Raw genomic sequence first — 23,528 nt, 5'->3', positions numbered from 1 at the left:
CTTTTCCACTCACAGGTAGCCGACGATCGGGTGTGGGACGTAAGCCGCCTCCAGCGCCTTTGTCTCCTCGGGCGTCAGTTCGAGGGCGAGGGCCGCCACGGCATCGTCGAGGTGGTGGGGCTTCGAGGCGCCGATGATCGGCGCGCAGACGTTCGGCTTCTGCGCGACCCAGGCGAGGGCCACCTGTGCCCGCGGAACGCACCGCGACGCGGCGATTGTCGCCACCGCCTCGACGACGGCGCGGTCGGCGGCTTCCGTCGCCGCGTAGAGCTTGCGACCGACCTCGTCGGTGTCCTGGCGCGGGCTGGTCTCGTTCCAATCGCGGGTCAGGCGACCCCGCGCAAGCGGGCTCCATGGCAGGATCGCGACGCCCTGATCGGCACAGAGCGGGATCATCTCGCGCTCCTCCTCGCGGTGGAGCAGGTTGTAATGGTCCTGCATCGTCGCGAACCGGGTCCAGCCGTTGAGATCGGCCGTGAACAGCGCCTTTGCAAACTGCCACGCATACATCGACGAGGCTCCGATATAGCGCGCCTTACCGGCCTTCACGACGTCGTGAAGCGCCTCCAGCGTCACCTCGATCGGCGTCTCGTAATCCCAACGATGGATTTGGAAGAGATCGACGTAGTCGGTGCCGAGGCGTTGCAGGGACGCATCGATCGATGAGAAGATGGCCTTGCGCGAGAGGCCGCCGGCATTGGGCTGGCTCCTCAGGGGGAAGTAGCACTTCGTCGCCAGCACGATGGCATCGCGGTCGGCATAGTCCTTGATGGCACGCCCGAGGATCTCCTCGCTTGTGCCGTCCGAATAGAAATTCGCCGTGTCGAAGAAGTTGAATCCGAGATCGAGGGCGCGCCTGATCAGCGGCCGGCTCTCGTCTTCACGAAGCGTCCAGGAATGCGGACCGCGCTCGGGGATGCCGTAAGTCATGCAGCCAAGGCAGAGCGGCGAAACGTCGAGGCCTGTTCGGCCGAGCTTCTTGATCTTCATGAGCCCCGGTTTCCTCCTCGCGTCGCCGGCATAGCTAACTCCCGCGAACCGCGGCGCCAATGGGGACCCCGACGTCCAATAGCTCGAAGGCGAGAAGCCTCACCCTCCGCGACCCTCGCGCCGCATCATGAAGGCGAGCTTCTCGAAGAGGCTGACATCCTGCTCGTTCTTGAGGAGTGCTCCATGCAGCGGCGGGATCAGCTTACGCGGGTCGCGTTCGCGCAGCTGCTCGGGCGAGATGTCCTCGGAGACGAGGAGCTTGAGCCAATCGAGCAGTTCGGAGGTCGAAGGCTTCTTCTTGATCCCCGGGGTCTCGCGCACTTCGAGGAAGATCCGCAACGCCTCGGCCACCAACCGCTGCTTGATGCCGGGATAATGGACATCGACGATCGCCTGCAGCGTCTCGGCGTCGGGAAACTTGATGTAGTGGAAAAAGCACCGGCGCAGGAACGCGTCCGGCAATTCCTTCTCGTTGTTCGATGTGATGATCACGATCGGGCGGCGTTCCGCCTTCACGGTCTCGCCGGTCTCGTAGACGTGGAACTCCATTCGGTCGAGCTCGGTCAGGAGATCGTTGGGAAATTCGATGTCGGCCTTGTCGATCTCGTCGATGAGCAGAACCGGGCGCTCGGGCGCCGTGAAGGCCTCCCAGAGCTTGCCGCGGCGGATGTAGTTGCCGATGTCGGAGACGCGCGGGTCGCCGAGCTGGGAATCGCGCAGGCGCGAGACCGCATCGTATTCGTAGAGACCCTGCTGCGCCTTGGTGGTCGACTTGATGTTCCAGGTCAGCAGGGGGACACCGAGGCCCTTGGCGATCTCCTCGGCCAGAACCGTCTTGCCGGTGCCGGGCTCGCCCTTAACCAGGAGCGGGCGTTCGAGCACGATGGCGGCATTGACCGCGATCGTCAGGTCGTTCGTCGCGACGTAGGCATCGGTTCCGGTAAAGCGCATCAGACGTGTCGTTCCTTTTCGGACGTGTCGCGAGCTCGATCCGTGACGCGCGGTGACGATGAGTCCTGGCGAGCATCACCGAAGCTCAAGTTGCTGCTACGGCGCCCTTCACGACTTTTTCCCCTCGCTCCACACGCAATTGCGCCCGAGGATCTCGAGGTTCACGTCGGATTTCGCTGGCTGCGGCAGGATCTTGCCGTCCATTGCGAGGTCGATCTTGATCTCGACCTGCCCCTTCGTCTCGTTGGTCCGGCGCGAGAAGTAGCAATATTGCTGGAAGGGCGCGTCCTCGTTGGCACGGAAGTTCCAGCCGGTCACGATCTGCCCGTCCATGTAGGGCACCTGCTTGAACACCGTGAAGGTAGTGTTCACCGGCGCCTTCGAGGCCGGCGCGGCATCGTTGCCGAGCTGCGCCTGGGTCGGAGTCGGCACTCCGCTACGCGGCATGCCGCCTTCGAGCTTCAGCGTGTTGTCGGTGAGCGTCACCTCGCCCTTGGTCTTGATCGTCACATCGGCAAGCGCCGTCTGCATCGCGGCGGCGATCTTCTCCGCCGCGCTGTCGAACTGGTTCATGGTCGCATAGCCGTAGAAGGCCGCGCCGAGACCAGCGCCCGCGAGGAGCGTGAAGGCCCCTGCCCCGAGCGAGCGGAACAGGAAGGCGCGGGCACCGATCATCCGGGCCTCCGCCCGAAGGCGCCCGTTGACGCTCTGGGCAAGGACGACGTTCTCCGGCGTCCCAGGAGCGTGGAGGCTCATGCGCCGGCTCCCGCGCTTGCCGGGACCGGGATCGGTGCGCTCTGCGCCGGACGGCGATCCATCGGGATGACCGCACCGGACGCCGCGGCCTCACGCGCCGCGGGCTTGGGCTGCTGCAATCCCATCTCCTCGCGGATCGCATCGGTGATCGAGTCCAGCATGTAAGGCGTCGCCGCCGGGTCGACGGTGGCGCCGAGGTCGTCCTCGTCCATGAAAGTCTTGCGCACCGAGACCGAGCAGAGGGCGAGGATCGTCGAGGCGAAGGCGGCGCAGAGCGCCGGCACGAACACGAAAATCCGAAGGAAGGCGTGGACCTGCGCGTCCGTCACTTCGATCGGGTCGACGCCGTAGACCATGGCGGTAAACGAGTGGAGCTGCGAGCGGTTGACCGAGTTCCGATAAATCTGCTCGGCATCGGCGACCTTTCGGTCTGCGGCTCCCCGATCGAGTTCGGCCCGAGCCTTGCGGGCATCCTCCAGGGACTTCACGACAAGGGCGCGGTCGGTCCCGGCCTTGGCGACGCTGGCATTGAGCGTCGCCGTGCGCGGATCGGTGACGCATTTGAGGTTTGAATAGCGCTGACCGCGGCTGTTGGTGCCGGAGATCCGCTCGCAGCGCTGTGCCGGCAGACCGGCGAGCTGGGACGCGTTGTCCGCGGCGCGCTTCTCGATCTGATCGAGCTCGGTGGTGTACTGAGCGACGCGCGCATCGGCGGCGGCGATGCGGGTGTCTATGCTAGCCCGGTCAGCCTGGGCGTCCTTCAGCGCCGTCTTGGCCTTGGCCGCATCCATCAGACGAGGATGGAACATCATCTCACCAAGCTGCGACACCGACTTCGTCGTTACGCCAGCGGCGAAGATGATGCCGATGATCGCGAGAGAACGTACGAGGTAAGACCGCTGGGTACGGGCGAGAATTCCGAGGGGAACGCGGCAGAGTTCGACAGCGGCGTAAACGAGCGGCGCCAGCAGCATGAAGTAGAAGGCGCGTTCATCGCCGTCGCTGTAGTAGCCTGCGAACAGCCATGCGCCCCAAAGCGAGGCGCCGATGACCATTGCCTCGACGAAGTAGGCGATGCCGACATAGCCCCACTTGATGCGGTATCCGCGCTCGACGTGGCGCTCGTGACGCCAATGTTCCTTCTCGCGGATCCAGGCGCGTCGTTCGCGCTGGACATCCCTGCTCGGCGGATTTCTCGGCATGGGCCACTCGGGTCTCGATACGCGACGGAGCGTCTTTAACACTCGGTTAAGCTGTCCGGTTATGCGGCTATTGTGCCGTTTTTGCGCCGCCTCGGCGTGCCGTCGAGAAAGAGTCGCCCGATCTCTGTTCATGGCTCCGCGAAAGCGGCGAGAAACCCGCTTGCTTCACTAGGCGGTGTCCCGCAAAGCCGGAGCCAAGCAGTCATTGGGCACAGACACCGACCTCACCTCTCTCGAAGCCGCAGCACCGTCGGTCTGCCGGCCAGATTGAGGGTTGCGAAGGCCAGGGACTGGCTCATGATCCGATCCGCCCCCGCACGAACCGGAACGCGATGACCGAGGTCCACGCCGGCTCCTACAAGGAAGCCATCATCTTTCTGGTCACGGCGGGCGTGGTCGTACCGCTGTTCCATCGGCTGCGCATCAGCCCCGTTCTCGGTTTCATAGGCGCAGGCGCGCTTCTCGGACCGTTCGGCCTCGGACGGTTCGCCGACGCTATGCCTTGGATCGGCCTCGTTACGATCGGCAACCGGGAGCAGATCAGCCACCTCGCCGAATTCGGCGTGATCTTCCTCATGTTCATGATCGGCGTGGAGTTGTCATGGGAGCGCCTTCGTACCCTGCGGCGCCTCGTCTTCGGTCTCGGCTCCGTGCAGGTCCTCGCATCGGCGGTGGTCATCGCGAGCTGCCTCTACGGTGCGGGCGTCGGCGTGGCGGCGGCCCTGATCGTCGGCTTCGCGTTGGCTCTGTCATCGACCGCCGTCGTCATTCCCGTGCTCGCCGAGCAGAAGCGCCTGAACAGCCCGGCGGGCCGCGCCAGCTTCGCGGTGCTACTGTTTCAGGATCTCGCGGTCGCGCCGCTCCTTTTCGCGGTGGCGGTCCTCGGACGACGCGACGGCGCCGACGTGGGCTCGGTGCTGGCGATCGCGCTCGGCCAGGCAGCAATCGCCGTCCTCGTCATCGTCGTCGCCGGCCGCCTCGCGCTCCGGCCGCTGTTCCAGCTCGTTGCGCGGACACGCTCGCCCGAGCTGTTCATGGCGGCCTGTCTCCTCGTCATCGTCGCCACTGCCCTCACCGCTGCGGCAAGCGGCCTGTCGATGACGCTCGGTGCCTTCGTTGCCGGCCTACTCCTGGCCGAAACAGAGTATCGCCGGGCGATCGAGGCGACCATCGACCCGTTCAAGGGCCTTCTGCTCGGGGTCTTCTTCGTCTCGGTGGGCATGGGCCTCGATCCCGCGCTGCTGCTCTCCGCTCCCGCAACTATCATCGGGCTCGCTCTGTGCCTGATCGCGATCAAGGCGGCGATCATCGTCGCGGCCGCGCCCTTCTTCCGCGTCTCGCGGTCGGTGGCGCTGGAATCGGCTTTGCTGCTCGGACCTGGCGGAGAATTCGCCTTCGTGCTCATCGGCGGGGCGATCGTCGGCGGGCTCGTGCCGAACGAGGTCGGCCAAGCGGCATTGATCGTCACGACGGTGACGATGATCGCAATTCCCGGCCTCTCCGTCCTCGCAAGGCGACTCGGGCGCCGGCTTTCAACCAAGAACCTCGGCCGCGCCAGAGCCGACCCGATCCCCGACAAGCAGCAGAACCGCGTTATCATTGCCGGCTATGGCCGCGTCGGCCGCCTCGTCGGCGAGATGCTGACCCGCCACAAGATCCCCTATCTCGCCCTCGACGCGGATGCGGCGCGCGTTTCCGAGCAGCGGCGCCTGGGCAATCCCGTCTATTTCGGCGATTCGTCAAACCCCGAATTGCTACGCCGCTGCGACATCGCAACGGCGCGGGCGCTTGTCGTCACGCTCGATAATCCGAGGGGTGTGGAAGCGGTCGTCGAGGCGGCGCGGGCTGAGCGGCGCGATATCACAATCGTCGCCCGTGCCCGCGATGCCCGTCACGCGGCGGCCCTCTACGAGCTCGGCGTCGACGATGCCGTGCCGGAGACCATCGAGGCATCGCTCCAGCTCTCGGAAGCGGTACTGGTCGATGTCGGGGTGCCAATGGGTCTCGTCATCGCCTCGATCCACGAACGGCGGGACGAGTACCGCGCCATGCTCAAGCGCAAGGAGACGGAGGTGCGGCCAGCCTTCCGCGCGCGCCGGACCGTCGGCAAGGCGGTCCCCGAAACCGCCGAAACGCCCGCTATCAAGGAAGCGTGATCGAAGTCGGGCCTTCCGGAGGCGCAATCAGCCATCCAATAGATTTTTGTTATTGTGCCGGCTTCGTCCGTCGGCGACCTTGCCTCCAGTGCGGGAATCAGAAATACGGGTCGCCGAAGTCGAGGCGTGACAGTCAGATCTGAAACCGAAGAGCATGGGCGAGGATATGCTTTCAGTTTATCGCGTTACGTCGACTCAGGGCGGATGAGCTCAAGTAAATATCAGAATAGACGTCCCTGACTGTGTGTCGGCAGGCTGGGCTTAGGCGGCTTGGGGGCGGGCGCCTCGATCGGCCGCTCTCCGGGTTTTCTTGGGGCCCGACGGACACCAACCCTGGTGCGTGGTTCCATGCCGGTCGCGTAACTACATCGATAAACGATCTCGTCAGGTGGGCCGAGCGCCGTATCGAGCGGTACGGTGACAGTGTCACCGGAATAGCTCCATTTTCGGGTGCCCTTATCCCAATAGAGCCAGATCGTCGTCGGATGGCCTTTTACGGCAAAGACGGCTGCTTTCTTTGAAACGGCTTGGACGGTGCGGGGCTCGTACATGCCCTTTTCGCGATAAGCGTCCTGAAACGCCTTTGGCTGGCGTTCGATGAAGGTGTTGCGCACGATTTGAATCGTCGCGCCCGGCTTCGTCAGAAACCGTTTGAAGTCGCTCAAAGATCGCAAGACGACCGACATGGCGTCCATCCCTACGCAAGCCCCACGCCGAGGCCACCACAGCGCGACACTGCGAGATTAGCTGTTCGATTCTCGTGACGCTAAAGGAGGGGGGTCGAAGCCTAGCTTGGGGGATATCAACAGAAATCCGGGGTTATACCCAGCTTCGTGCAGGGAATCGCAAAACCTTTACCCTCCCGGCTGTATCAGCCCGCCGGCCAAATCCTTATCCAACTTCATATTTTTTTGACGCCGGCCGGACGTACAAGTGACGCTGAGCGGTTGGAGAGACGGCCACGCAGAACGGTTCCAGCCAACTTGACGAGATGCTCCGGTTCGCGCGTTGTCCGTCCATGCTGCTCCAGTTCTTCGCCGAGCTTCGCGCTGCCAAGGTTCCCGTCACTCTGCGAGAGTACCTCACGCTGCTCGAAGCCCTCGACCGCAACCTCGCCGACCGCAACGCCGATACCTTCTATCTTCTGTCGCGTACCGCGCTCGTAAAGGACGAGCGGAACCTCGACCGATTCGACCGCGTCTTCGGCAGGGTTTTCAAGGGCATGCTCGCCCCCGGCGAAAGCGATACGGTCGAGATCCCGGACGAGTGGCTTCGCAAGCTCACCGAGAAGTACCTCACCGAGGAGGAGAAGGCCGAGCTGAAGGCCTTGGGCTGGGACAAGCTGTTCGAGACGCTGAAGCAGCGTCTGGCGGAGCAGAAGGAGCGTCATCAAGGCGGATCGAAGTGGATCGGCACCGGCGGCACGTCGCCCTTCGGCGCCTACGGCTACAACCCGGAAGGCGTTCGCATCGGCCAGGACGGCAATCGCAACTTCCGCGCGGTGAAGGTCTGGGATAAGCGCGAGTTCAAAGATCTCGACGGCGATGTCGAGCTCGGCACTCGCAATCTGCGCGTGGCGTTACGGCGTCTGCGCAGCTTCGCCAGGACTGGGGCGGCGGAGGAACTTGATCTCGATGGCACGATCCGGGCGAGCGCGGCGAACGGTTACCTCGACCTGCGCCTGCGGCCAGAGCGGCGCAACAGCGTTAAGGTGCTGCTGTTCCTGGATGTTGGCGGCTCGATGGACTGGCATATCGAACTCGCCGAGGAGCTGTTCTCGGCCGCCCGCGCCGAGTTCAAGCACCTGGAGCATTTCTACTTTCACAATTGTCCCTACGAGAAAGTATGGCGCGACAATTGCCGTCGTCACGACGAAAGCGTGCCTCTCCTCGACGTGATCCGCACCTACCCCTCGGATTACCGCCTCGTCTTCGTAGGGGACGCGGCGATGAGCCCTTACGAGATCGCGATGCCTGGAGGATCGGTGGAGCATTGGAACGAGGAAGCGGGAGAGATCTGGCTCCGGCGGCTCCTCGATCACTTTTCGAAGGCTGTCTGGCTCAACCCCGTGCCCATCGGTAATTGGGCGTACACGCAATCCACCACGATGATCCGCCGCCTCGTCGCGGACAGAATGTTTCCGCTCAACCCCGACGGCATCGACGCGGCGACACGCGCGCTGATGCGCTGAGATGGAGCCGCCTGTCTCAGACCGCGTGCTAAGACGCGGTCTGCCGGTTGGGTTCGGCGCCCTGATGCCCGCACTCCATGTACGTTATCCTGCAGTCAACCTCGACTTCTGGTGCGATATCTCTGGATTTGGAGTTGCGTATGCCCGATCTGAGGATGGATTCGCGTTCATCGACCGAGATACCACCGGGGTCATGTTGTGCCTCGTAAAAGGCAACAGTTTCACCGCCCACTCGAACCGCCGCTGCGACGCGGAGTGAACTTGCAGACCCTGTCAGACAGCCTCGATCAGATCACGAAAAGGCCCGGCGAGGCTTCCTGGCTGCTGTTTCGACCGCCCCAAGACGCCCGGTACCGAGTCGGTCAGCTTGAGACCGGTCTCCGGCAGGTCCTTTTCCAGGCCCGGGACGGCTATCTCCTGCAATTTGCCGAGACGCTCTGAACTCGCAGCCTCAACCCTGGCGCGCCGGGGTCGTCACAGTGAGGCCGTCGAGTTCCGGCTTGATCCGGATCTGACACGACAGGCGCGAGCTTGAACGGACGTCCGACGCGAAATCGAGCATATCCTGCTCCATCGCCTCGGCCGGACCGACGATCGCCGCCCATTCCCCATCGACATAGACATGGCAGGTCGCGCAGGCGCAGGCGCCGCCGCATTCGGCGTCGATCCCGGGCACGTTGTTGCGGATCGCCGTCTCCATCACGGTCGATCCGACCTCTCCGTCTACCGTCCTGGCCGTGCCGGCATGGTCGACGTAGGTGATTTTGGGCATCGCAGGCTCCGGTTTCGTCCACCGCAGGTGTGGCCGGTTTCAAGGCGCGCGCCTGCCTTGAAGGCGCGGGCCCCCGAAAGCAAGCGCTCAAGCCGTACCGGCCCTTATTCCTTCGCCGACGCAGCAGCGCCAGGGCGGTTCCGGAGGAATATGTCGCGGCTCGCATTTGCCGCACAGACGTCATTCCCGCCAGACGCGAACCTCAGGTCTGTCAGCTTGCGATGGCGAGAACTGTCGCGTCGACTGCGTCCGAGAGACGGTCGAGGGCCTTTTCATCAGGCTCGTTTCGCCGAAGGGCATCCTCCAGGATCGCGCAAACCTGCGAGACCGCGTTCGCTCCGATCCCGACCGCAGAGCCGCGAAGCGTGTGAACGTGATCCGCGCGCAGGCCCGGCTCGATGCTCCCGTCGCGGATCAAAGGCATGAGCCGAGAGCATTGTTGGACAAAGAGGCCGAGAACTTCCCGCGCAAGGTCGGCATCGCCGAAGGTCTGGGCGGAGAGGTGATCGCGATCGATCAAGCCGGCTCTCCGGAAGCGATCGTCATGGCCGTCCCCTCCCCCGCCGGGTGCCTGTCCACAGGCGGTCCGACTCCCATTCGCCTCTGCTTAAGCATTGAGGCATCATGCGGATAGGCCGCTCCACGTCGTCGGGCTTTCGCTTGGTAACCATTCCGTTAAGGTTTTTCGCGTCGTCGGGGCGATGCGGGTATCCCGGCCCGGCGACGAAGTCTAAACTTCCTTGGTAAATCGGTAAAAATGACTCCGGCGGCCGTTGGCATGTCGGAGCCAGTGTAACGAGGCGTTGAATGGCCACGGAAAAGAAGCTCAAGGACCCGGCCGAGGCGGCGCTTTCCGCGATCGAACACGCTCTGAACCTCGACATGCTCACCCCGGACCGGGATGAAAAGCGGGTCGAGCCGCGGATGCCCGATGTCGGCGACGGCGACGACCTCCTCGACCGCAGCGGAAGGCTGTCTCCTCCGCGCCTCGACATCGATCCGCCCCTCGTCTCCGACCTCGCCCAGGTCGAGCGCACCCGGCCTCGCCGTGAAGGCGGGCTGCTGCCGCCCGACCGCTCCCTTGTTGCCAACGACGATCGCCAGAACATCGGCATCCTGCAGCAGACCCTGCGTGTGCGGCCCTCGTCGACGCCCTATCTCGTGGCCGCGATCGCCGCCCTTGTATGGGCTGGTGCGCTCGTGGCGTTGGCCTGGAACCAGTCCGGTGGCGACCTCAAGGGCTTCGCCCTGGGGCTGACCGCCATCCAGGCCGCCGTGGCGGCAAGCGCAATCGTCGGGCCCATCGTCCTGTGCTTCATCATGGCGATGCTGGCCGTGCGGGCGCAGGAGATGCGCCTCGTGGCGCGCGCCGTGGGCGAGGTCGCCATCCGTCTGGCCGAACCCGAGAACTTCTCCACCGATGCCGTCCTCACCATGTCGCAGACCGTCCGCCGCGAGGTCGCCGCTGTCGGCGACGGCGTCGAGCGGGCGCTGGCCCGAGCCGGCGAGCTGGAGACCCTCGTGCGCGGTGAGATCGCGACCCTCGAGCGGGCCTATTCGGAGAACGAAATCCGCATCCGCTCGCTGGTCGACGAACTCGTCGCCCAGCGTGAATCCATCGTCGCCAATGCCGAGCGCGTTCGAGGCGCCATCACCGGGTCGCACCAGAACCTGACCGCCGAACTCGATGGTGCAGCCGAGCGCATCGTGAGCGCCCTGACGGGTGCCGGCGACCGCGTCACCGGTTCGCTCGATGCCCGCGGCGAAGCCATTACCGCCGCGCTCGGTGAGGCCGGCGATAAGGTCGTGGGACTTGTCAGCGATCGCGGCGATGACCTCGTGCAGCGCCTCGTTGCCACGAGCGACGGCGTTCGCGGCAGCCTGACCGAAGTCGGTGACGCCCTTGCCAAGTCGCTGGAAGTCCGAGCCAGCGAGGTCACCCAGGCTTTCGAGCGCACCGGCGGCATTCTGACGACGACGCTTGCAGACAATGCCGGCCAGGTCTCGCGGACCCTTGCCGAGACCGGCGCCGAGGTCATCTCGGCCCTGAACCGCCAGGGCGGTTCGGTGCGCCAGAGCTTCGAGGAATCCGCCCGTTCTCTCGAGACGACGTTCCTGTCTCGGGGTAACGAGCTCACTGAGCAGTTCGCCTCCACTGGCGGCACCATCACGGCGCGCTTCGCCGAGACGGGCGACGCACTGCGCCAGCATTTCGCCACCACCGGCGCCGCCGTCAGCGACGACATCGCCAGCCGTGGCGCCGCCCTGCGTGCCGAAATCGAAGCTGCCGGCGCCGGCGTGTCCGAGCTCATCGAAGCGCGCAGCCGCGATGCGCAGGCGGATCTTGTGCAAGCCGCCACCGGAGTGGTGGAGACCTTCGGTGCCCGCGCGAGCGAGTTGCGGGACGAGATCCTGGCCTCCGCCGAGATTTTGTCCGCCGATGTCGGCGCGAAGGGCGAGGTCCTCGCCGATCGCCTGGCGGCGGTTGCCGACCGCCTGCACGAGACGGTCAACGTCCAGGGAAGCGGGCTGGAGGCGACCCTGAACGCCAGCGGCGAGCGCGTTGTCAGCCTCGTCAGCCTTCGGGCGGAAGAGGCGTCCGCTGCCCTCGACGAAGCGTTCCGGGCTCTCGGCCAGGGCTTCGAGGCGCGGGCCTCCGATGCGGCCGCAAGCCTCCTGCAGGTTGCCGAAGGCGTCGGAGCGGAGATCGGCCGTAGCACCGGGAGCTCGGTCGAGGCGCTCCGCCTCGCGCTTCAGGACATCAACGTCGACGTGGCGGCACGCGCCGCGGAGGCTGCCGGCTCCCTCGGAGCGACCGCTGAGGACATCCGCACCGATCTGACGCTGCGCATTCAGGAGGTCGAGACCGCCTTCGGGAGCCATGGACGCAGCCTCACCGATCTGATCTCGACCCACGCGAACGACGCCCAGAACCAGCTCGCGACGACGGCACGCGACGTCGTGATGGCGGTGACGACGCAAGGATCTCGGGTCAACGAGGCCTTGGTCCGCACCGGGGCCAACTTCACGGAAGCAGCCGACGGCCGCACCCGCGAACTCGACACTGTACTCAACGACCGCCTCGGTGCCCTGATGGAGGTCATTTCCCGCGGCGACATTTTGGCGGACCGGATCTCCCGCGATACCGCGTCCCTGAGTCAGGTCGTCGGCGGCCAGCTCGAGGAGATGGACCGCGTCATCACCGTCCAGGGCAAGGCCGTGGCCGAGACCATCGCCGAGCGCACCCGCGAGGCGCGCGAGGCAGTGGAGACCCATCTCGGCGCCTTGGAGGAACGCTCGGTCAAGCGCTCGACGGAGATCGGCGAGACCTTCGCGACCCTCGTGAGCCATATCGACGGTCACCTCGGCGCCCGCGCCACTGCGCTCAATGAGGCCCTGATCGTGCGCACCGGCGAGATGGCGCGCATCATGGCCGAGAGCAGCCGCGACCTGGTTCAGGCCCTGGATAACCGCGCCGACGGCATGGCCGAGGACATCGCCGCCCGCAGCCAGCGGCTCGGTGAGACCCTGAGTGCCCGCACCGGCGAGATCACCGATCGCATCGAGCATCAGACGACCGAACTCGCGCGTCGCCTCGACGAAGGTGTCGGCCGCTTCGACAGCGGCGTCCTCGATCGTCTCGACGCGATCAGCGCCGCCCTCGAAGAGCGCAGCCGCCTCATCGACGAGACCTTCGGCGCCCAAGCCTTCGAGGCGATCCGCCTCATCGAGAGCCGCACCCGCGCGGTGGACGACGAGCTTGCAAGCCGCACCCGCGAACTGGTTTCGCTGATCGAGCAGCGTAGTGGCGGCGCCAATGAGGCACTGGCCGGACAGGTGGAGGCGATCCGCACGGCCTTCGCGCAGCGTGCCGATGATCTCGGCTCGGTCATCGACGCGCGCACCGCCGCGATGGCGACCGAGCTCGACGAGAAGGGGCGCCAGGTCTTCGGTGCCCTCGGAACGCGCATCACCGACCTTGCCCGCCTGTTCGACAGCGGCAGCTCCTCCCTCGGCGCCATCCTCGACCAGCGCGGCGAGGCTGTGCTCGGACGGCTACGCGACGTCGTCGCGGAGGCCGAGCGCCTGCTCACGGAGGGCGAAGGCCGCCTCGGCAAGACCTTGGACTCGCGCACCTCCGACATCAGCGCGCTTCTCGATGAGGGCGTGCGCACGGTCCACGGCCTGCTCGATGGGCGCACCGGCGAAATCCGCGGGCTCCTCGACCATCATGCCGGCGTGCTCGCGACGACGTTCGACGAACGGTCGGCGCAGATCCGCAGCCTGCTCGACGACCGGTCCGGCGCCATCGCGGCGACCATCGACGGACGCGCCGAGAACGTCCGTGGTATCCTCGACCATCGGACGCAGGCGCTTGCCGAAGCCCTCGACGAACGCACCGGCCGTATCCATGAACTCGTCGACGGCCATTCCCGTGCCGTCTCCTCGACGCTTGAAGACCGCACGGCCGAAATTCGCGCTCTACTCCAGGGCCATGCAGGGGCTATGGCGACGGCGCTGGACGAGCGGACCGACGAGATCCGCGGTATCCTCGACAGCCACGCGGGTTCGCTCACCGCGACCTTCGACGACCGTATCGGACCGCTACGGGAGGGCCTCGCCGAGCGCGGCCAGGATCTTGTCACCACCATCGAGACGAGCCTGACGCACGCCACGGAGGTCGTCGACATCCGCACGCAAGCGCTCGCTACCTTGTTCGACGAGCGCATCGGAAATCTCGACGCGGTTGTCCATGGGAGCGGCGCGCGCGTCGCCATGACGCTCGACGAGCGGACAACGGGTATGCGCAGCCTTCTCGACGAGATGCTGCGCGCCCTCGACGGATTGGTGGACAGCCGTACGGCGGCCCTGACCAACCACGTTGATTCCCGTACCCAGACCTTGTCCAGCCTGTTCGACGAGCGCATGCGCGCCCTCGACGTGTTGGTTGAGGACCGCGCCGCCGCTTTTGCGCAGACGGTCGAGAGGCAGGGCACGACCCTCACCGAGGCAGTCGATGCACGAAGCGAAGCCTTCACCACCCGGATCGATACCCGGATGAGGGCGTTCGCGACGCTCGTCGCATCCCGTGGCGACGCCCTCGCCACAGCCTTCGACGACCGTCAGGATTCCTATGCGGCTCTCGTCGACCAAGGGACAGCGACGATGATCGCCGCCTTCGACGAACGCATCAGCCGTCACGCCGCCCTCGCCGATGCCCATGCGGCAGCGCTTGGTGCCGCCCTCGACCAGCGCAACGATGCCATCGCGTCACTTCTCGACGGCCGGGCGGAAGAGCTCGGTACCGCCTTCGAGCGCCGCTCGGGAGCCTTGGCCACGTTGATCGATTCGCGGGGCCAGGCGCTCTCGAAGCGTCTTGCCGAGAGCGCGGAGGTCATCACCCGGGCGATCGACGAGCGCGGCGGTGCCCTCGTCAGCACGCTCGACGGGCGCGGTAACGCCGTCGTCGATGCGATGGGCGATCAAGCCGAACGCCTGCGCAGGCTCGTCGAGGGCCCGGCGACGGAACTCGTCACCGCGCTCAACGAGAGCGGCAGCGCGATCGAGCGCGCGCTCGGCGAGCATGGTCAGCCGCTGATCGATGCGATTCGCGAGCGCACCGAGGCTCTGGTGGCCCAGTCGGACGCCTCGGCGAAGGCCCTTCTGTCTACGATCGACGACGGGGCCTCCCGCGCGATTGCGACGCTCAATGAAACTAACGAGCACCTTCGTCGGGATCTCAACGGAGTGCTCGGGCGGATAAACGGAGCCAACGAGGCTCTGCGTTCCCTCGTCAGCGAAGCCGGCGGCAACCTCGGTGCCGTCGAAGAAGGATTGGCCGGCCGGGTCCATCAGATACAGGGGGCGCTCTCCCAGATCGCGGAAGAGACCCGCCGCGGCAGCGACGCCGTCGCCGCGCAGGTCGACCAGCTGCGGGGCACGGCCGAAGGCGCCCTTCGCGAAGCCGCGGAGCTCGCCGCCTCCCTCGACGATCGCAGTCGCTTGCTCTCCGAGCGCGGCAGGGAGCATGTGGGCAATCTCACCCGGGTGGCGAATTCACTCGCGGACATCGAAGGGCGCGTCTCTCAGGGCGCTGCCGAGCGAGTGGCTTCCATTGAGACCGCACTCGCCCGCATCGAGGAGCGCTCCGGCACCCTCGAAACCCAGGCTCAGCGCTTCGATTCCGTGATCGGTGACACCGTACGCGCTGCCGAGGACCGCGCCAGAGAGATCGGCGAGAGGTTGTCTGAGACCGCCAGGACGGCCAGCACACAGGTCACGGGCGAGTTCGAGAAGTTGCGCGAAGGCGCCAGCAGCGAAGGCGAGAGAACGACGCAGCACGTTCAAGCTGCTGTCGCTAGCGCGTCGCAGCAAATGACAGAGGTGTTCGGCAACGCCTCTGCGCGCTTCGGTGAGTCGGTGACGACGCTCCGTGACATGGCTGCTGAGATTCGGCGCGAGCTTGAAGCCACCAGGGCCGACCTGCAGCGCGGCGTCCTCGATCTTCCGCGGGAGACGCAGGATGCGACTGGCGAAATGCGCCGCGTCGTATCGGATCAGATCAAGGCATTAAACGAACTGTCCACCCTCGTCGCCCGTTCGAGCCGGTCGGTGGATGTGGCAGCGCCCGCCGCTCAGCCGAAGACCATGGTTCAGGCTGTTGTGCCGGCGCGCGCAGAACAGCCCGAGGCGCGCCGCCCGGCCGAACAGAAGCCAGCGCCGCAGGCTCCAGCCGCGACGCCGCCCTCGCGCGCGGTGGTGACGACGGCACCTCCGGCCTCCGCCGAGCAGGCACGCCCCGCCTCCTCCCGTCGAGACGAGGCCAAGCCGAGCCGCGACAACCGGGGCTGGCTTTCGGACCTCTTGACCCGCGCTTCCCTCGACGAGGCGACGGACGAGGAGATCCGCAATGCCGTACCGGCGGCGTCGAAGCCGGCAGCTCGCTCGCCGCAGCCGAAGCCGGACGCGGCAGCAGGCCCATCGAGCGCGCTGACGGTAAGGCCGGCGACGGACCGGCGGGCGACGACCCTCGACACGCTCACCACCGACATCGCCAGGATGATCGATCATCAGACGGCAGTGGACCTGTGGGAGCGCTATCGCCGCGGAGAGCCGAACCTGTTCAACCGCTCGCTCTACACGCAGCAGGGTCGCCAGACCTTCGACGAGATCCGGCGGCGCTACGGGGCGGATGCCGAGTTCCACCGCACGGTCGACCGGTATGTGACGGAGTTCGAGCGCCTGCTCGGTGAGGTGTCACGCAACGACCGGGATTCGAAGCGCGCCGACGCATACCTCACGTCGGAAACCGGCAAGGTCTACACGATGCTGGCCCATGCCAGCGGCCGTTTCGACGGCGCGTAGGTCGACGCCGTCGGCCCGGTCCGTGCGTCGCGGACCGGGATCAGATCAGGCCGAGGCCGGCAAGCTCGCGGCGGAGGCTTTCCGGCATCTCGGCCAGATCTCCGGCCTGCCGGCCGTCCAGATCGGGCGGTGCATTCTTGGCTTCGAGGTAGCGCCAGCCCTGGAACGGCCGGCACGGTCGCGGCCCCACCGGAACCACGTCCGGACCCAGGACGAGCCGACAACGGCCGATCCCGTCGGCGCCGGTGACCGGCAGGATTTCTCGAATCTCCTGGCGGCAGGTCAGGGTGCCTTTGATCACCCAGTAGATCGAACCGCGCCCGGCGATCTCGACCGCGCGCTTCGGGAACATCCGGGTTGTGTGCGCAGGGCCGGGATCGATGCCCGTGGCCAGCGCCATGGTCCGATTGGCCGCTATACGGGCGACAAGTTCGTCAATGGAAGCGGGGCCGACGCAGAGCTTGAGAAGATGCAGCACCATGCGCCTGCCCTTAGCGCATCGGACGCTGCCGCATCGAGAGATTTCAAGAGAACAGCGCAGACTTCTCTTCGGGCGTCAGCCGATCGATATCCGCGAAGGCGGTCTCGATATCAGTCTGCACCGGCCACTCCTCGTCCTCGGCCGTCGCGTCAGCCAAGAGCTCCGACGGCAGGGTGGAGATCTCCTCGGCATCGGCCATGTCGAGAGTTGCGGCCTCGCTGGCTGCCTCCGCATTCTCGGACACCGGGTCGGTCGGGTCCTCGACCGGAGCTTCGACCGACATGTCGTCATCGTCCTGCGAGTTCTCGACGAACAGGAGTTCGTCCTCGAGGGACGCCGCGTCGGGCAGTTCGGGCTTTGGATGGGATGCGGTGGCCGGGACGCCGTCCATGCCGATGTAGCGGTCGACGTCGCTCTGGCAGAGCTCTTCCTCCGGAACCTCCGCTGACAGGTTCTGCGCGGGTACGTCACCGAGTTCGTCACCCCAGACGGCCATCATCGCGCCGAGGCGCTCTTCGAGGTAGCGCAGCGTGTGGATGATGCGAGCGGTCCGCTGTGCGGTGATGTCCTGGAACGAGCAGGCCGTGTAGATGCGCGTCGCCATGCGGTCCAGCTCGTCGCAAACGGCGTCGTCGGAACCGGCTTCGCGAAGGGTCCAGGCCACCTCCTGCACATGCTCGGCCGCGCCGAGAATGTCGGAGGTTGCCCGCTCGGTCGTGTGCACGATCGCATCGAGGGCGACGCCGAGGCGGCTGTGGTCGCCGTCCGGAGCATGGATGGCCGCAACCTCGACCTTGGTCCGGGCAATCGCGTTCGCCATGTCCATCAGGTCGACGCGCACACGATCGATCGTGTCGGGTCCGGGCGCGCTGTTCCGCTCGGCCGTGACGACCCCTTCCAGACGCTCGATCGCCCCGAGAAGCATCTCGGTATCGGCGGTGCGGTTGCGGCGGGCGTATTCCTGGAGGAACCAGCGCCCGCGAGCGCTCTCCGACATCGTCGCTTCGATGAGCTCGTATTCCGGGGCATCGGTCGACGTGATGGAACGGGAGCCCGACATGCAAACGCGTCCTTGGTACACCGTCACGACAGCCGTCAGCGATGACTGAGGCCGTCGAGGCCCGACAGGTTGACACGACGACTTTAACGACGGCTTTACGCTGAAAAACCGGGCATTCCCGTCCCGCGTCATGCGCTTGGTGTCCGTGCAGAGCCGTCCTCCCGTTGCCGCCCAGCCCGACGCCGCGCGCCTTTCGCTGCTCTATGCCGTCGTCTTCGTCGAAATCGGGATCGCGATGCCGTTCATGCCGCTCTGGCTGAACGCACTCGGTCTTGATCCGCGCTTGATCGGCGCCCTCCTGGCGCTTCCCATTGCGGTGAGGATCGTGGCGACGGCGCCGCTCCTCGGACTGATAGACCGGGGCGTCAGCGCCCGCCGGCTGATCGTCGCCGGAAGCCTGGCGTTGGCGATCACCTATGCGCTGATGCCGGCGGGCGCCGTCATCGGATGGCCGATCCTCGCACTTCTCATCGGCCTCAACGCAGTGGCGGGAGCGCCGCTCGTGCCGAGCATCGATTACCTGACCCTTGCGGCGGTGCGTGCCAGCCGGCGTCTCGATTACGCCAGGATCCGCATGGCCGGCTCCCTCGCGTTCCTCGCCGCAAGCCTCGTGGGCGGTGCGCTCCTCGATCGGTTCGGCGAGCGGCCGGCGATCCCCTGGCTTCTGACGGGCCTCGCCCTCGTGGCCGCATTCACTGCCACGGCGAGCAGCGTCGCCACGCCTCAGAGCCCACGCCCCGCCGACCGATCGGTCCGGGTGCCGCTGCCGAAGGTCCTATGCATGACGGTGGCGGCCGCCGCTGCAATTCAATCGACCCACGGCGCGATCTACGCCTTCGCCAGCATCCATTGGGGTGCTAGCGGCATCTCGGCGCCTTGGATCGGAGCCCTTTGGGCGATCGGCGTCGTGTCCGAGATCATCCTCTTCGCAGTAATCGGCAGGATGCCGGCGGCATGGCGGACGCCGTTCCGTCTTCTCACCATGGGTGCGGCCGCGGCCCTGGTGCGGGCCATCGGGATGGCCCTCGTGGGCGACAGGCTCGAGGCGATGTTCATGCTGCAATGCCTGCACGGCTTCACCTTCGGCGCGACGCAGCTCGGGGCCATGGCCGCCGTATCGAGTTTCGCGCCGGACGGGGCTAGGGGCCGGGCACAGGGAACCTTCAGCTCCGCAAATGCCCTCGCCTCGGCCGCCTCAACGCTGATGAGCGGCATAGCATACCAGGCGGGAGGCGGGCCGCTGACCTTCGCCCTGATGACGCCTTTGGCCGTGTCCGGCCTCGTCCTGACGGAACTGGCAAAGCGACGGATTGCAACCGAGGCCTTCACACCGCCGCGTTTGTAGGTCAGCAAGGCGAAGGGGGCTGAAGATCGCGGCCGTGTTCGACGCGGCCCATCGACGGGAGTGTCACTCTGTGCGAACCGCCGAAGCCGTGCAGGACCGTGACCGTGCGGGCGCATCCCTGATTGAGAACGGGACCGTCCTCCTGTCAGGCCGCTGGACCGCCGACGAAGCGCCGGCGGTGGAGGAATCGGCCGGCTGGATCATCAAGGCGGCACGGACCGCGCCGATCCGTATCGACATGTCAGGTCTCGCACGGCTCGATACCCTCGGTGCCTGGGTGCTGGAACGCACCCGCGGCGAGGTCGAGGCGGCCGGCGGTCAGTTTATCTATGCCGGCGCCTCCCCCGAATACCGAATCCTTCTCGGCGAAGCGCAGATCCGCAGTCCTGTGCCGCCGCCTCCCGTTCGCCGGGGCCGTCTCTATTCGTTCTTCGATGCCTTCGGCGTCCGCGTCGTCGGCGGTAAGACCGACTTCATCACCGGCCTCGCCTTCCTCGGCGAAGTCGTCATAGCCTGCTTGCGGGTTGCCTCCCGGCCGTCGAGCTTCCGTGGCACCGCCCTCGTCAATCAGATCCAGCAGGTCGCCTTCAACGGCGTACCGATCATCGTGCTGATCTCCTTCCTCGTCGGCGGCATCGTCGCGCAGCAGGGGATCTTCCAGCTCCAGCGCTTCGGCGCCCAGAGCTTCGTCGTGAACCTGATCGGCCTCCTGATCCTGCGCGAGCTCGGGGTACTGCTCACCTCGATCATGGTGGCGGGCCGCTCGGGCTCGGCCTTCACCGCCGAGATCGGCTCGATGCGGATGCGCGAGGAGGTCGATGCCCTGCGCGTGATGGGCCTCGACCCGGTCGAGATCCTGATCGTGCCGCGCATCCTCGCTTTGGTGATAGGCCTGCCGATCCTCGCTTTCCTGGCATCATTGGCGGCGCTCGCCGGGGGCGGGCTCGTGGCCACCCTCTACGGCGGCATGACGCCGGAGGCGTTCCTTTCGCGCCTGCAGGCAGCGGTCTCGTTCCATCACGTCGCTGTCGGACTGATCAAGGCGCCGTTCATGGCATTGATCATCGGCATCATCGCGACGATCGAAGGTTTCGCAGTGGAAGGCTCGGCGGAATCCCTCGGCCGTCACGTGACCGCCTCAGTCGTGAAGTCTATCTTCATGGTGATCGTGCTGGATGGACTTTTCGCCGTCTTCTTCGCCGCCATCAATTTCTAGGCCCGTGACAGAGCAATCCCTCCCCCCCGTCTCGGTGCCGAGCCGAGACCCCATCATCCGCGTTCGCGACCTCGTCGTCGGTTTCGGCGATAAGATCGTGATGAAGGGGCTCGACCTCGACATCTATCGGGGCGAGATCCTCGGCTTCGTCGGGCCGTCCGGGCAGGGAAAGTCGGTGTTGACTCGCACCATCCTCGGCCTCGTCCCGAAGCGTTCGGGCACCATCGAGGTTTTCGGCGAGGACGTCGATGGCCTGACGATCTCGCAGCGCCGTCGGATCGAACAGCGCTGGGGTGTGCTGTTCCAGCAAGGTGCGCTGTTCTCGGCCCTGACGGTCAAGCAGAACATCCAGATGCCGATGCGCGAGCACCTGAACCTGTCCGAGCGCCTGCTCGATGAGTTCGCGAGGCTGAAGATCGAAATGGTCGGCCTGAAGCCCGACGCCGCCGACAAGCTGCCCTCGGAACTCTCCGGAGGCATGATCAAGCGAGCGGCGCTGGCCCGGTCCCTCGCCCTCGACCCCGAGGTGCTGTTCCTCGACGAACCGACCTCCGGCCTCGACCCGATCGGCGCCGGCGAGTTCGACGAGCTCGTCGCCACGCTGAAGCAGACCCTCGGCCTGACCGTCTTCATGGTGACGCATGATCTCGACAGCCTCTACACCGCTTGCGACCGGATCGCGGCGCTCGGCGATGGACAGATCATCGCGCAGGGACCGATCGAGGCGATGCTGGCGAGCAATCATCCCTGGCTGCGCTCATACTTTCACGGTAAGCGCGCCCGCGCCATCGTCCCTGGGGGCAAGGTGCAGGCGCCGAAGGTTCCTGCTCATGCATGACGCGCGGTCTTCTCTCGGTACCCAGCGAGCGCGTGCGCTGACGCACCGCGTCCGCGGCGGCGATCCGGGACAGGTCTGAGCCGATGGAGACCCGTGCTAACTATGCCCTGATCGGTGCCTTCACCCTTGCGGTGATCGTGGCCGGGTTCGGATTCGTGCTCTGGCTTCAGGGCGGCTCGCGCAGCCAAGCCCGTGAGAGCGTTCGCATCGTCTTCTCGGGCAGCGTCGGCGGCCTGTCCAAGGGCTCGACGGTGACCTTCAACGGCATCAAGGTCGGCGAGGTGATGAGCGTGCGTCTGCTTCCGCAGGATCCGCGCCGCGTGATCGCGGTAGCCGAGGTCGAGCGCACGACGCCGCTACGCGCTGACACGCGGGCGAGACTCGATTCCGCGCTTCTGACCGGCGTTTCCGTCGTGACACTGAGCGGCGGAAGCGCCGATGCGGCCCCCCTCCCCTCGAGCAACGGGGAGGAGATGCCGACGATCTTCGCCGACAGCTCCGACATTCAGGACATGCTGACGGCAGCCAAGCAGATCGCCCAGCGCGCCGACGACGTGCTCCAGCGCCTCGACAAGATCGTCGCTGGCAACGAGGGCGCGATTAACCGGACGCTGGCCAATGTCGAGGCCTTCTCGAAGACAATGCAGGAGAGTGGGCCGGCGGTGAGCGCCCTCGTCAAGGCGATCGACGGGCAGAAGCTGAACCGCGTCATCGACAATGCCGAGCGGTTCTCGGCGGCCCTGAGCACATCGAGCCCCGATATCGAGGGTGCGGTGAAAGATGCGCGCTCGCTGGCGGGTAAGCTCAACGACTCCGCCGACAAGGTGGACTCGGTCCTCAGCGGTGCCCAGCGCTTCCTCGGCTCGGCCTCCGGCGAGGCCGGCACCAGCACATTCACCGAGGTACGTGAAGCCGCAATCTCGGTGCGCGATGCCGGACGGGCGTTCCGCACGTTGTCGGAAAACCTCGACAAGCGAACCGCCAACATCGCAACGAGCTTCGGCCGCCTGAGCGGAACCGGTAAGCGCGAGGTCGAGGCGCTCTCGACGGACGGGCAGCGGACCCTGAACACCCTCAGCCGCACAGTTCGCAGCCTAGAACGCGACCCGTCGCAGGTGATCTTCGGCGGAAAGCCGACGTTGCCGGAATACAACGGCGCCCGATGATGAGGGCAATCTCCACCCTCGCGTGCTCCCCCGCACGGCACCAAATCAGCTTTGCCGTAGTTGAGGCTCGGCAGCGGTTCACTTCGCGACCGCCTGTAGGCCTTCTGCGCGTATGACGTCTCTCAGACCAGCGGTCGTAGCTATCCTCCTCGCGCTGCCCCTCGGCGGATGCGGAGGAGCGACGCCCCTCACCTTCGATCTTATGGCCCTTCCCGGCCAGGGCCGGCCTGCGGCGACCGCGCGTTCCATCGTCGTAGCGGAACCCGTCGGGCTGCAGCCATTCGAGGCGGACCGCATCATCGTGCGCGAGCCCGGCGGCGGCCTCTCGTTCCTCGGCGGTGGCCAGTGGTCCGATCGGCTTCCGCGGCTGATCCAGACCCGCATCATCCAGAGCCTCGAGAATTCCGGGCGCCTGCGCTCGGTGAGCCGGCCCGGCGACAAGATCGCGGCGCAGTATCAGCTCATCAGCGAGATCAGGGCCTTCGACATCGCCGCCGGTTCGCGCGAAGCGGTGGTTGACCTCTCGGTCAAGCACATCGCCGATGCGAGCGGTAGTGTGGTCGCCGCCAGAGTATTTCAGGCACGAGTGCCGGTGGCCTCGGTCGAGCCTGGCGCCGCTGCAGCCGGTCTTGATGCCGCAACGAAGATCGTCCTCGCCGACATCGTGCGCTGGGTGAATTCCGGGCGCTGATTCAGGACTTTAGGCTGCGGTCGAGGCGGTTGTTGACGAAGAAGTAGAGCTCCTTGGCGCCGGGCTCGGAATAGAGCACCTGCACCTCGCGGCCGGACCGCCCTGCCCCGACCAGCACGTCGGTGGGCGGCTTTCCCTTGAGGCGCACGAGGTCGCATTCGCCGATGCCGGGTGCGATCTCCGTCGCGGTCGATGGGCTTGGCTCGGTACAAGTTCCATCGGATCTCAGGACCGGGCCGGAGAAGGTCAGCGCAGGGGCAGGAGGAGGTGCCACGGCCGCGACGGGGGCGGGTCGCGGAGCCTCGCTGGAAACGCAGGCGCCGAGCCCGAACAACATCGCGGCCCCAA

The 23,528-nt window shown here is 66.2% G+C and carries 19 protein-coding genes; 9 read left to right on the top strand and 10 right to left on the bottom strand.

Annotated features, from left to right (window positions below):
* Positions 1 to 9 precede the first annotated feature (9 nt).
* The 4 genes from K2Y56_RS01715 to K2Y56_RS01700 all read right to left on the bottom strand — a co-directional run bounded on the left by K2Y56_RS01715 (position 10) and on the right by K2Y56_RS01700 (position 3,899).
* Positions 10 to 990: an aldo/keto reductase gene (locus K2Y56_RS01715; RefSeq protein ID WP_292504243.1), complete on the bottom strand. Its 981-nt coding sequence runs from the start codon at positions 988 to 990 to the stop codon at positions 10 to 12.
* Positions 991 to 1,089: 99 nt separating this feature from the next.
* On the bottom strand, positions 1,090 to 1,941 hold the full coding sequence (locus K2Y56_RS01710) for a MoxR family ATPase (protein ID WP_292504240.1): 852 nt from the start codon (positions 1,939 to 1,941) through the stop codon (positions 1,090 to 1,092).
* A 108-nt stretch (positions 1,942 to 2,049) separates the two neighbouring features.
* Positions 2,050 to 2,697: a hypothetical protein gene (locus K2Y56_RS01705; RefSeq protein ID WP_292504238.1), complete on the bottom strand. Its 648-nt coding sequence runs from the start codon at positions 2,695 to 2,697 to the stop codon at positions 2,050 to 2,052.
* The gene (locus K2Y56_RS01700; protein ID WP_292504235.1) at positions 2,694 to 3,899 is read right to left on the bottom strand and encodes an ATPase; all 1,206 of its coding nucleotides are present in this window, start codon (positions 3,897 to 3,899) and stop codon (positions 2,694 to 2,696) included. Before K2Y56_RS01700 ends, K2Y56_RS01705 begins: the two co-directional genes overlap by 4 nt.
* A 332-nt stretch (positions 3,900 to 4,231) precedes the next feature.
* Between K2Y56_RS01700 and K2Y56_RS01695 the strand changes: the two genes are divergently transcribed.
* Complete coding sequence (locus K2Y56_RS01695) at positions 4,232 to 6,055, top strand: cation:proton antiporter (RefSeq protein ID WP_292504232.1); 1,824 nt, start codon at positions 4,232 to 4,234, stop codon at positions 6,053 to 6,055.
* Positions 6,056 to 6,276: 221 nt separating this feature from the next.
* Here the strand turns inward: K2Y56_RS01695 and K2Y56_RS01690 are convergent, their stop codons facing one another.
* Positions 6,277 to 6,741: a hypothetical protein gene (locus K2Y56_RS01690; RefSeq protein ID WP_292504231.1), complete on the bottom strand. Its 465-nt coding sequence runs from the start codon at positions 6,739 to 6,741 to the stop codon at positions 6,277 to 6,279.
* Positions 6,742 to 7,073: 332 nt separating this feature from the next.
* Here K2Y56_RS01690 and K2Y56_RS01685 point away from each other — a divergent pair, with 332 nt between their 5' ends.
* Entirely contained in the window at positions 7,074 to 8,246 is a 1,173-nt protein-coding gene (locus tag K2Y56_RS01685; RefSeq protein ID WP_292504228.1) for a VWA domain-containing protein, read from the top strand.
* A 261-nt stretch (positions 8,247 to 8,507) separates the two neighbouring features.
* Entirely contained in the window at positions 8,508 to 8,687 is a 180-nt protein-coding gene (locus K2Y56_RS01680; RefSeq protein WP_292504226.1) for a hypothetical protein, read from the top strand.
* Between the two features lie 10 nt (positions 8,688 to 8,697).
* Here K2Y56_RS01680 and K2Y56_RS01675 read toward each other — a convergent pair whose 3' ends face one another.
* On the bottom strand, positions 8,698 to 9,018 hold the full coding sequence (locus K2Y56_RS01675; RefSeq protein ID WP_292504223.1) for a 2Fe-2S iron-sulfur cluster-binding protein: 321 nt from the start codon (positions 9,016 to 9,018) through the stop codon (positions 8,698 to 8,700).
* Positions 9,019 to 9,229: 211 nt separating this feature from the next.
* On the bottom strand, positions 9,230 to 9,538 hold the full coding sequence (locus tag K2Y56_RS01670; RefSeq protein ID WP_292504220.1) for an Hpt domain-containing protein: 309 nt from the start codon (positions 9,536 to 9,538) through the stop codon (positions 9,230 to 9,232).
* A 287-nt stretch (positions 9,539 to 9,825) separates the two neighbouring features.
* Between K2Y56_RS01670 and K2Y56_RS01665 the strand changes: the two genes are divergently transcribed.
* Positions 9,826 to 16,383 (top strand): hypothetical protein, encoded by a 6,558-nt coding sequence (locus K2Y56_RS01665; RefSeq protein WP_292504218.1) that lies wholly within the window; start codon positions 9,826 to 9,828, stop codon positions 16,381 to 16,383.
* 40 nt (positions 16,384 to 16,423) lie between these two features.
* On the opposite strand, the gene K2Y56_RS01660 is transcribed toward K2Y56_RS01665, so the two are convergent.
* On the bottom strand, positions 16,424 to 16,864 hold the full coding sequence (locus K2Y56_RS01660) for a DUF1489 domain-containing protein (RefSeq protein WP_292504215.1): 441 nt from the start codon (positions 16,862 to 16,864) through the stop codon (positions 16,424 to 16,426).
* Between the two features lie 43 nt (positions 16,865 to 16,907).
* Positions 16,908 to 17,924, bottom strand: a complete 1,017-nt coding sequence (locus K2Y56_RS01655) for a hypothetical protein (protein ID WP_292504213.1) — start codon at positions 17,922 to 17,924, stop codon at positions 16,908 to 16,910.
* A 130-nt stretch (positions 17,925 to 18,054) separates the two neighbouring features.
* On the opposite strand from K2Y56_RS01655, the gene K2Y56_RS01650 reads away from it, so the two are divergent.
* The 5 genes from K2Y56_RS01650 (at position 18,055) to K2Y56_RS01630 (ending at position 23,180) form a co-directional block, all read left to right on the top strand.
* Positions 18,055 to 19,269: an MFS transporter gene (locus K2Y56_RS01650; protein WP_292504211.1), complete on the top strand. Its 1,215-nt coding sequence runs from the start codon at positions 18,055 to 18,057 to the stop codon at positions 19,267 to 19,269.
* A gap of 70 nt (positions 19,270 to 19,339) precedes the next feature.
* Entirely contained in the window at positions 19,340 to 20,485 is a 1,146-nt protein-coding gene (locus K2Y56_RS01645; protein ID WP_292504209.1) for an MlaE family lipid ABC transporter permease subunit, read from the top strand.
* 100 nt (positions 20,486 to 20,585) lie between these two features.
* Positions 20,586 to 21,323: an ABC transporter ATP-binding protein gene (locus tag K2Y56_RS01640; RefSeq protein ID WP_366848096.1), complete on the top strand. Its 738-nt coding sequence runs from the start codon at positions 20,586 to 20,588 to the stop codon at positions 21,321 to 21,323.
* Positions 21,324 to 21,406: 83 nt separating this feature from the next.
* The gene (locus K2Y56_RS01635) at positions 21,407 to 22,489 is read left to right on the top strand and encodes an MlaD family protein (protein ID WP_292504206.1); all 1,083 of its coding nucleotides are present in this window, start codon (positions 21,407 to 21,409) and stop codon (positions 22,487 to 22,489) included.
* 112 nt (positions 22,490 to 22,601) lie between these two features.
* Positions 22,602 to 23,180, top strand: a complete 579-nt coding sequence (locus K2Y56_RS01630) for an ABC-type transport auxiliary lipoprotein family protein (RefSeq protein ID WP_292504204.1) — start codon at positions 22,602 to 22,604, stop codon at positions 23,178 to 23,180.
* A gap of 1 nt (position 23,181) precedes the next feature.
* Here the strand turns inward: K2Y56_RS01630 and K2Y56_RS01625 are convergent, their stop codons facing one another.
* On the bottom strand, positions 23,182 to 23,517 hold the full coding sequence (locus tag K2Y56_RS01625) for a hypothetical protein (protein ID WP_292504388.1): 336 nt from the start codon (positions 23,515 to 23,517) through the stop codon (positions 23,182 to 23,184).
* Between the last annotated feature and the right edge of the window lie 11 nt (positions 23,518 to 23,528).

Origin of the sequence: Methylobacterium sp. (assembly GCF_019745455.1) — a bacterium.
Classification (GTDB): domain Bacteria; phylum Pseudomonadota; class Alphaproteobacteria; order Rhizobiales; family Beijerinckiaceae; genus Methylobacterium.
The sequence above is the reverse complement of the archived record's forward strand: the minus strand, read 5'-3'. Positions and strand labels throughout refer to the sequence as shown.

Bases quoted from the DNA above. Each gene is read 5' to 3' on its own strand.
- K2Y56_RS01700 (WP_292504235.1), bottom strand. From the start codon at position 3,899: ATGCCGAGAAATCCGCCGAGCAGGGATGTCCAGCGCGAACGACGCGCC.
- K2Y56_RS01630 (WP_292504204.1), top strand. From the start codon at position 22,602: ATGACGTCTCTCAGACCAGCGGTCGTAGCTATCCTCCTCGCGCTGCCC.
- K2Y56_RS01715 (WP_292504243.1), bottom strand. From the start codon at position 990: ATGAAGATCAAGAAGCTCGGCCGAACAGGCCTCGACGTTTCGCCGCTC.
- K2Y56_RS01675 (WP_292504223.1), bottom strand. From the start codon at position 9,018: ATGCCCAAAATCACCTACGTCGACCATGCCGGCACGGCCAGGACGGTA.
- K2Y56_RS01695 (WP_292504232.1), top strand. From the start codon at position 4,232: ATGACCGAGGTCCACGCCGGCTCCTACAAGGAAGCCATCATCTTTCTG.
- K2Y56_RS01625 (WP_292504388.1), bottom strand. From the start codon at position 23,517: ATGTTGTTCGGGCTCGGCGCCTGCGTTTCCAGCGAGGCTCCGCGACCC.
- K2Y56_RS01710 (WP_292504240.1), bottom strand. From the start codon at position 1,941: ATGCGCTTTACCGGAACCGATGCCTACGTCGCGACGAACGACCTGACG.
- K2Y56_RS01655 (WP_292504213.1), bottom strand. From the start codon at position 17,924: ATGTCGGGCTCCCGTTCCATCACGTCGACCGATGCCCCGGAATACGAG.
- K2Y56_RS01635 (WP_292504206.1), top strand. From the start codon at position 21,407: ATGGAGACCCGTGCTAACTATGCCCTGATCGGTGCCTTCACCCTTGCG.
- K2Y56_RS01705 (WP_292504238.1), bottom strand. From the start codon at position 2,697: ATGAGCCTCCACGCTCCTGGGACGCCGGAGAACGTCGTCCTTGCCCAG.
- K2Y56_RS01665 (WP_292504218.1), top strand. From the start codon at position 9,826: ATGGCCACGGAAAAGAAGCTCAAGGACCCGGCCGAGGCGGCGCTTTCC.
- K2Y56_RS01660 (WP_292504215.1), bottom strand. From the start codon at position 16,864: ATGGTGCTGCATCTTCTCAAGCTCTGCGTCGGCCCCGCTTCCATTGAC.
- K2Y56_RS01685 (WP_292504228.1), top strand. From the start codon at position 7,074: ATGCTGCTCCAGTTCTTCGCCGAGCTTCGCGCTGCCAAGGTTCCCGTC.
- K2Y56_RS01640 (WP_366848096.1), top strand. From the start codon at position 20,586: ATGAAGGGGCTCGACCTCGACATCTATCGGGGCGAGATCCTCGGCTTC.
- K2Y56_RS01650 (WP_292504211.1), top strand. From the start codon at position 18,055: ATGCGCTTGGTGTCCGTGCAGAGCCGTCCTCCCGTTGCCGCCCAGCCC.
- K2Y56_RS01690 (WP_292504231.1), bottom strand. From the start codon at position 6,741: ATGTCGGTCGTCTTGCGATCTTTGAGCGACTTCAAACGGTTTCTGACG.